This is a genomic window from Streptomyces sp. RP5T, from assembly GCF_003933965.1.
Lineage (GTDB): Bacteria > Actinomycetota > Actinomycetes > Streptomycetales > Streptomycetaceae > Streptomyces.
Window position 1 is genome coordinate 1 of record NZ_RSAJ01000508.1, and the last position, 6,074, is coordinate 6,074.

The following is a 6,074-nucleotide window of genomic DNA, read 5'->3' on the forward strand; positions in this document are numbered from 1 at the left end:
ACCGGGGGGAGGTGGCCGGCGCTGGCCACCTCCACGTGGTGGCTGACCGGGTCGTACACGGCGATGCAGCAGGTCGACCCGAGGGCGCTGTAACCGGCCGCCAGCCCGGACTCCGCGTCGTCCAGCAGCGACACGGTCTCGTCCAGGTGCTCGAGCACCTCGTCGGGCGCCAGCCCCGCCGACAGCAGCGCGCGGGCCTCCATGCTCAGCTGTCCCATGGTCGCCGCGGCGCCCAGCCCGTGCCCGACGACGTCTCCGACCACCAGCGCGGTACGGCCGTCCGGCAGCGGAAAGCTGTTCACCCAGTCGCCGCCGACGCCCGCGCTGTCGGGGGTGGCGGGCTGGTAGACGCCGGCCGTCTGGATGGTGTCGCCGCCGGACCGTGGCAGCAGTCGGCGCTGCAAGGCCAGTACCTGCGTGTGCTCGCGCTGGTGCTGACGGGCCAGGTCCACGTGGTGGGAGGTCCTGGCCACCAGTTCCTGCAGGTCGAGCAGCTCGCTGTCCGCGAAGGGGCGGTCCGCCCGCCGCCAGACCTCCGCGACACCCAGGACGACGGGCGGCGTGCCGTCCAGGACCAGCGGTATGCATGCCACGGCCGCCGCCTGGTCGCCGGGCACCAGGGCACGTACCAGCCGGGGGCTGTCGAGCACCCGTTCGATCGCGTCCCGGTCGGGTATGACGATGGCCTGCGCGGCATCGTCACGCCGTATGGCCTGCGACAGCAGTCGACTCGCATCGCCGGGAAGATCCTCGCCCGGGGTCACGTAGCCGTCGGGCCACGCCCGGTCCGGCACCAGGGCCGCCCGCCGCAGCCGTAGGCGCCCCTGCGGCTGCTCGGTGACCGCCTCACCCGTCCAGACGGCGAAGTCGAGGTCGATGGCGGTCACGTCACCCCAGGCCAGCAGGGACTGCGCCAGCGACTGCGCGGTCTCGCCGATGTCCAGCGAAGTGCCGATCGCGGTCTCGGCGGCGTAGAGGTGCAGCCTCTTGGCCATGGCGATCAGGGAAACGGTCAGGCCCTCCTGAGGCGCCGCGGCCGCCAGGATGCTCATCGAGACCACCAGCTCCGACCCGTCGCCGCGGCGCAGACGCTGGACCCGGGCCACGTGCGGTTCACCGGTTTCCAGGACCTGCCGTAGACGCCGGGTGACCGTCGGTACGTCCGAGGGGGGCAGGAGGTCGACGAAAGGGCTCCCGGTCGCGGCCTCCACCCCCGCGAAGACCGGGGCGTCCAGATTGCAGCGGGTGATCCTCAGGTCCCGGTCCAGATTGACCGCGCCGAGAATTTGCTCCTGACCGGCAGGGCCCGGGTTGTCGGACACGTCCGGGCGGGCGGCGGTCTCCCCCTGCGGGTCGGCGGAACCAGCGGCCGCTGCCGCTCCGTCGACTGGCATGTACTTCCCCAAAGCGCTGCTGACCATGTCGAACGGTGACGCAGACGAGGGGGGTGGGGTGGAGTCCATGCGACTCTCTCAGCTCGCTCGCCGACCCCGGCACCACGTCGGAGCCGTACCAGAACCCGGGGCGACAGAGTCCCGGGATTCCTGACCGCAAACCTCATTCAATAACACCTGGGGCCGCTTCGCCTACACCAGCGAGCCGTACGGGGACGCGGTGGCAGCCGAAGACCGGGCGATGGCCGAAGCTCCGGTCCCTCGGCGCGGGGTGCCTGCCGCTGCCGTGCCTGACGCGAGTGCTGCGACGGACCGCCCCGCTCCGGGCGGGGTGTGCCCGGTGGCGGACCGCGTTGACACGGATGGTCGGCGGACGTTGACTGACCACACGGCGCAGGACCGTGAACGGCAGGGTCGACCGGGCTTCCGGCGGCCCTGAGCGGCCGTCGAGAAGGCGAAGGGCGCTTTCGGACGGTGCCTCCATCGCGACGAAAACGGTGCACACGACGATGTACGACCAGACACGCGCCCAGCAGCCCGACGACCGGTCCTCGGGCCTCGCGGCGCGCCGCACCCAGGGTCCCGAACCGCTGATCCCGGCCGACGAGCGGGACAAGATCGTCCGGCACCTCGGGCACGCCGTCAACCACTTCGCGGACACCCCGCGTGAGGCGCTGGAGGAGGCCGAGGCCGCCTTCGACGCAGCGGCCGACGCGCTGGTGAAGGCGCTCGCGGAACGGCGGCGCGGCCTGCGCGAGGGCTGGCAGGACCAGGATGCCGAGACCCAGTCCACCGCACTCAGGCTGGCGCTGAGGGAGTACCGGGAGATCACCGGGCGGCTGCTCCGCGCGTAAGCGGCCATTTCCTTGTCCGTTGATCCGGTCGATGCGGCCGGGGCCGCTGCGGAAGAGGTTGCCAGTCGTCGGGTCGTCCTTGACCCGGTAGTGCGGCTTCAGGTCGGCGGGGAGGTCCTTGGCCAGGAAGTTCTCGGTCTGCGGGCCGCCCGGCACGTCCACGCACTCGGTGCCGGGCCGTCGGCACCGACCGGATCCGCGACAGGTTCGGCCCGCGGCTGATCGGGCCGGCGGCATCGAGCGATGAGTTCCGACACGAAGAGAGGTCTTCTGGGGCGGACGTGCTCATGAGAGGCCGCTGGAGGCACCGGTCGGTCCTCGGATCGTGGGCGCGTTCGACGTCGACGGAGCTTGATGACCGGTGAGGAGACCCAGCGTGAGCGGCATCGTGGTGCAGAAGGTCGTCCGACCTGAGCGCGTTACTTCGGGCCCGTGGCTGGAGGTGATCGCCTCGAATCTCGACTACCACCGAGCGACCTTCTTGTGGAAGTGCGAGGGGCTGTCGGAGGCACAACTGCGGCTGCGTCCTGTGCGGTCGTCGGCGTTGACCCTGCTGGGGCTCATGCGCCATCTGCAGGGGGTTGAGCGTGCCTGGTTCCAGCGGACGCTGGCCGGCACGACGCCGCACTTCTTTCCCTATCGGACCTACGTCACCGCTGACGGGGGCGAGTGGTACGACGAGTCGGACGCCACGCCGGCCAGGGAGGTCTACGAGGACTACCTCAAGGCGTGCGACGAGTCGCGGCAGACGTTCGCGAAAGTGACCGCTGACGTCACACGCATCGTCCCGAACCCGGAGTTCGGTGACACCGATGTGCGGTTCGTCCTTGAGCACGTGATCGAGGAGTACGCCCGTCACGTCGGCCATGCCGATCTTCTCCGCGAGGCCATCGACGGCGTTGCTGGCGAATAGTGCGCGACTGTCACGTCCGGCGGCGGATGCAGGGAGCGCACCCGCCGCCTCGACTCCCTGACACGGCCACACGCAAGGCCTCTTGGCGTGGCCGCGCGCCGGCTCAGGACTGGGCGGTGAGCTGGAAGTCCTGCGCGGCCGAACCGTCGCAGGTCCGTTGGGTGAGCTGGACGCTGTTCTTCGCCGCTGCGGCGGCCGTCAGGCACTTGCCGCTGTGCCGGGCGACGAAGTGATAGCGCCCGTTTGTCGCCCGCACCGGCTGCCATTGCTGATTCGTGCCGCCGGAGTAGGCCCACAGCTGCAACGGCGCATTGTCCGCCGTCGAGCGGTCGGTCACGTCGATGACCTGAGCCGGGTTGCCGCGGGCGGTGATCTGCATGTACCCGCCGTCGGTGCCGCGGAACTGGTACTGCTGTGCCGTCGTGCCGTTGCAGGCGTACTGCTGGATCGCCGTACCGTTCGCGGTGGCCGCCGAACGGGCGTCCACGCACGTGCCGTTGCCGCTGTTCTGCACGGAGTACCAGGCGGTCTCGGAGATCTGGTCACCGGTCGGCGGGGTCGTGGTGCCGCCCCCGCCCAGCCACTTGAGTCCGTCCAGCAGGAACCGGTTCTGGGTGGCGCTCGCGAACGTCGACGAGAGCCGCGTGTTGGTCGTGTAGTTCATGGCGTTGTGGCCGAAGTTCGCGTACAGCATCCGGTACTTCGAGTTGGTCCACAGGATCGGGTAATAGCCGCTGTACCAGGACTGGTTGGGGTCCGTGCCGACCGGGAAGCTGCTCGGGTCGATCGATGCCAGGATCTTGATGTCCGGGTTCTGTCGCAGGTCCTTGGACCAGCTGTACCACTCGCTGACGGACGAGGTGAAGGTGGCCGGCAGGTTCACGGTGGCCGGGTTCGTGTGGTCCTCCACCTTCAGGGTCACCGCGGTGGGCCCCCACGTGTTGGACGCGAAGTTGCCCGAGCCGAGGAATGTGTTGTGGTACCAGGACCAGCTCGCCGCGTCGGTCGTGAACGCCGAGACATGGAAGCCCATGAAGCCGCCTCCGCCCCTCATGTACGCCTCGAACCCGGTGCGTTGGGCGGACGTCTGCGGCAGATCGTCGAGGAACAGCACGACCTGGTAGGCGTTGACTCCGCCGTTGGCGAGCAGGTCCCAGTCGGTGCTGGCCGTGTAGGTGAAGCCGTTGGCAGCCGCCTGCTGCGGGAACCAGGCGTTCGCCTCCTTGTCGAAGTCGATGTGGGCCGCGTCGTAGGTGCCGCTGTAGAGGGCGAGGACCTTGAACGGGGCCGCGGCGGAGGACGCCTGCGCGAGAGGCGGGACGGCCGCGAGGCCCAGCAGTGTGGCCAGCAGGAGCAGGATCCGCAGCAGTGCGCGGGTGGTGCCGGATCGGGCGATGCTCATCTTCTGGTCGAGCCTTTCCGTGTGGTCTACGGTCAGTTGCTCCAGGGCGGACGGCTGCCATGGTCGGACGGCTCGCCGATGTCCGGTCGTGCGTGGAGGGCGCCCGTCAGCCGGTGTACCGGGCGAAGATGCTGGTGAACTGCCAGTTGGTCTGGCTCACGCCCGAGCAGGTGTCGTCGTTCGGGTAGGCACCCGGGCAGGGCCGGTCACGGTTCGCCGACCAGAACGTCAACCGCGCCAGGTGGTGGGCCTGCGCGTAGCTGAGGATGGTCTGGAAGTCGGCGGTGGTGACGGTCTCGTTGTCGTCGGTGATGCCGTTCATCGACGAGATGCCCATGTGCCGGTAGGCCGCGTCGTCGCTGTAGCCGTACGTGTTCTTCAGCGCTGTCTTCAGCCCTTCGGCCGCCCTCTGGGTGAGGGTGCCCATGTTCTGCCCGGCCCCGCCGAAGTCGAACGGCATGATCGTCCAGGCGTCCACGGTCAGTCCCGACGCCGCCGCCCGGTTGATCAGACTCGTGTCGGGACCGCTCTGCCCGGTGCCGATGGTGACGTACACCTTGATGCCCGGGTTGTTGGCCTTGACGGTCTTGAGGGCGTCCACGGTCCGCTGCTGCACGGTGCCGTTGCTGTACGCGTCGGCCTCTAGGTCGATGTCGATCGCCTTCAACGAGTAGGCGTTGATGACCTTCTGGTAGGCCGCCGCCAGCTCGCCGGCGCTGGAGCACGAACTCTCCAGCTTGTTGCCGCTGTAGCCGCCGAAGGACGGGACGACGTCACCGCCGTTGGCACGCACGGTGTTGATCGTCTGCTGGTCGACTCCTCCTGTCAGCGCCCGGCCGCCGTCCCACTGCGGGTTGCAGTAACCGTTGCTGAGGACGAACGCCAGCGTGAACCACTTCACGCCTGTTGCATTCATGACAGTCGTAGGGCTGGGCGGATTGCCCCAGCCGTTGTAGAGGTACGGCGCCACGGCCATCGGCGCGGAGCTCGGCGGCGTCGTACCGCCGTCGGCGGCGGGCGCGTTCCACTTCTGGTTGGCGGCTCCGGTGCAGGTCCAGATCTGGGTGCGGGTGCCGTTGGCGGAGGTGTTGCCGGTGACGTCCAGGCACTTGTCGGCGGCCGGGTTGACGATGTCGCGCGCGGCGCTGACGCTCCACTTCTGGTTGGCGCCGCCAGTGCAGGTCCAGAGCTGGAGCTGGGCGCCGTTGGCCGTCGAACTGCCGGTGACGTCAAGGCACTTGCCGAGCGCCCGGATGGTTCCGTCGGAACCGACCGTCCACTGCTGGGCGGCGGTGCCGTTGCAGTCGTAGATCTGTACGGCCGTGCCGTCGGCCGAACTCGCACCGGCCACGTCGAGGCACTTGCCGGCCAGGCCGGTGATCGTGCCGGTCGCGGCCGAGGCGGAGGGGGCCGCGAGTGTGCCCAGGGCGGTGAGGCCGAGGGAGAGGGAAAGAGCGCAGCGCAAAGCCAGGCGTTGCATGGCGGGAGCCTTTCATCGGGGGAGTGGGGGG

Annotated in this window: 5 protein-coding genes; 2 read left to right on the top strand and 3 right to left on the bottom strand. The window is 69.5% G+C overall.

Annotation, left to right across the window (positions count from 1 at the left end; genetic code table 11):
* Window positions 1-1,463, bottom strand: a 1,463-nt coding sequence (locus EHS43_RS34810) for a SpoIIE family protein phosphatase (protein ID WP_185806545.1), incomplete at its 3' end; no start/stop codon positions are given.
* Window positions 1,464-1,903: 440 nt separating this feature from the next.
* Between EHS43_RS34810 and EHS43_RS34815 the strand changes: the two genes are divergently transcribed.
* Together EHS43_RS34815 and EHS43_RS34820 are read left to right on the top strand one after the other, a co-directional pair.
* Complete coding sequence (locus tag EHS43_RS34815) at window positions 1,904-2,248, top strand: hypothetical protein (RefSeq protein ID WP_125194635.1); 345 nt, start codon at window positions 1,904-1,906, stop codon at window positions 2,246-2,248.
* A gap of 376 nt (window positions 2,249-2,624) precedes the next feature.
* Window positions 2,625-3,161: a DinB family protein gene (locus EHS43_RS34820; RefSeq protein WP_125194636.1), complete on the top strand. Its 537-nt coding sequence runs from the start codon at window positions 2,625-2,627 to the stop codon at window positions 3,159-3,161.
* 103 nt (window positions 3,162-3,264) lie between these two features.
* Here EHS43_RS34820 and EHS43_RS34825 read toward each other — a convergent pair whose 3' ends face one another.
* Both EHS43_RS34825 and EHS43_RS34830 read right to left on the bottom strand, forming a co-directional pair.
* Window positions 3,265-4,563 carry a ThuA domain-containing protein gene (locus EHS43_RS34825; protein WP_125194637.1) on the bottom strand — a complete coding sequence of 433 codons (1,299 nt, stop codon included), beginning with the start codon at window positions 4,561-4,563 and terminating at the stop codon, window positions 3,265-3,267.
* Window positions 4,564-4,669: 106 nt separating this feature from the next.
* On the bottom strand, window positions 4,670-6,043 hold the full coding sequence (locus tag EHS43_RS34830) for a chitinase (protein ID WP_125194638.1): 1,374 nt from the start codon (window positions 6,041-6,043) through the stop codon (window positions 4,670-4,672).
* Between the last annotated feature and the right edge of the window lie 31 nt (window positions 6,044-6,074).